We start from the raw sequence: 1707 nt of genomic DNA on the forward strand, positions 1-1707 counted from the left end.
GCCGTCGCGCAGACGCAGATTCTTCTTCAAACCCTCGGGGCTGCGCGGTTTGGTGCGGTGCGGCAGATATGCGGCGACGGCGTCGGCGGCCTCATCCAGCGAGGCGAAGCCGTGCAACCCGCTGAACATGAAGTCACGGATGCGCGCGCTGCCGTCCTTCTCGAACCGCGGGACGACGTCGACGAGCACCAGCCGGGTGACCCGCTTCGGCCCGGCCCGGTCCGCGACGAGGATGCCGGTGAGTCCGCCCATGCTCGCCCCGATCAGCATGACCGGCCGGCCGATGGCGTCGAGCACCCGCATGACGTCCGCGGTCAGCGTCTCGATGTCGTAGTCGGCGTCGGGCGCCCGGTCACTGTCACCATGGCCGCGGCTGTCCAGCGCGACCACGTGGAATCCTTCGTCCGCCAGGACCTGGCCGGTGTTCTTCCAGGAGAACCGATTCTGACCACCGCCGTGCAACATGAGGATCGTCGGCCGACCGGCGGCCACATCGGCGCCGCCCGCCGATCGACCGAGCCACTCGTCGGCGACCAGAGTGAGCCCCTGAACACCGGAAAACTCGACGGTGTGTGGGATATTGCGCACGGCACTCACGGGCAGCTCCTCGGCTCGACGCATGGCATCGTTGCCAGGCATTACCCGCCTGACGTTACAGCGATGATTTTTCGCCGTCGCGGGGGTCTATCCCGGTGAACTCTCCTGACCACGACCAACGACCAAGGAGGCAAGCATGCCCTCGATCACCCCCTCACTGTGGTTCGACCACAACTTGGAGGAGGCGGCGGTGTTCTACACCTCGATATTCCCGAACTCGCGCATCGAGGATTTGAACCGAAGCACCGATGCCGGCCCCGGCGAACCGGGGTCGGTCCTGTCCGGCACCTTCGTGCTGGACGGGAACCGCTTCATCGGGATCAACGGCGGTCCGCACTTCTCGTTCAGCGAGGCGGTGTCCTTCACGATCGACTGCAAGGACCAGGAAGAAGTCGACTACTACTGGAACCGGCTGACCGACGGCGGCGAGGAATCGCAGTGCGGCTGGTGCAAGGACCGCTTCGGCCTGAGCTGGCAGGTGATTCCGGGGCGGCTCTACGACCTGGTCAGCCACCCGGATCCGGCGTGCGCCACCGCCGCCACCCAGGCGATGTACGGCATGAGCAAAATCGTCATCGCGGATCTCGAGAAAGCGGTGGCTTCGGTCTGAGCGGTTGGCATGCGGCTACGCGCCGTCGTCGATCCCGTCGGACGGCAGCTATCACATCGGCGCGTTGATGCACGATGCCCTGCAGGTGCCTGCGGCCGCCGGCGGCGCGGTACCGCGACCTTCATCAGCACTGGATGTCGCGGCCGGAGTTGCCGAGCTTGTACCTGCACGGACGCGACGACGGTTGCATGACATCGGCTTTCACCCGTTGGATACCCGACGCCCTTCCCGACGACAGCGACGTGAGCGTCGTCGACAACGCCGGACACTTCCTGCAGCTCGACCAGCCGGACAAAGTCGCCGACTTGGTGCTGGATTTCATCGGCCCGGCCCGTTAAGGGAATTCATCGTCCTGTAGCAGCTTTTCGGGGTGGTGGTAGGTGTTGACGCGTGGTTGGCCGTGGTCGAGATGCGGCGGTGGGATCCATTCGGTGTCGCCGCGCGCGTTTTTGCGGGTGGTCCAGCCGTGGTCGGCGAGTTTGTGGTTGGGGTGGCAGGTC

3 protein-coding genes and 1 pseudogene are annotated in these 1707 nt (G+C 65.7%); 2 read left to right on the forward strand and 2 right to left on the reverse strand.

The features are described from left to right. The coding region (locus tag VGH54_RS02785) for an alpha/beta fold hydrolase (RefSeq protein WP_414688626.1) at window positions 1–621 on the reverse strand (621 nt) is incomplete at its 3' end. 112 nt (window positions 622–733) lie between these two features. Here VGH54_RS02785 and VGH54_RS02790 point away from each other — a divergent pair. Continuing rightward, window positions 734–1207, forward strand: a complete 474-nt coding sequence (locus tag VGH54_RS02790; protein ID WP_331510410.1) for a VOC family protein — start codon at window positions 734–736, stop codon at window positions 1205–1207. Between the two features lie 74 nt (window positions 1208–1281). Beyond that, a complete protein-coding gene (locus VGH54_RS02795) occupies window positions 1282–1545 on the forward strand; it encodes an alpha/beta fold hydrolase (protein ID WP_414688625.1) in 264 nt (87 codons plus the stop codon). On the opposite strand, the pseudogene VGH54_RS30005 reads toward VGH54_RS02795, so the two are convergent. Further along, window positions 1542–1707, reverse strand: a pseudogene (locus VGH54_RS30005) (hypothetical protein); the annotation flags it as partial. The gene VGH54_RS02795 and the pseudogene VGH54_RS30005 sit on opposite strands and share 4 nt — an antisense overlap.

Source organism: Mycobacterium sp., assembly GCF_036488105.1.
GTDB lineage: Bacteria > Actinomycetota > Actinomycetes > Mycobacteriales > Mycobacteriaceae > Mycobacterium.

Excerpts from the sequence above, each read along its gene's own strand:
- VGH54_RS02790 (WP_331510410.1), top strand. The coding sequence starts at position 734 with ATGCCCTCGATCACCCCCTCACTGTGGTTCGACCACAACTTGGAGGAG.
- VGH54_RS02795 (WP_414688625.1), top strand. The coding sequence starts at position 1,282 with ATGCCCTGCAGGTGCCTGCGGCCGCCGGCGGCGCGGTACCGCGACCTT.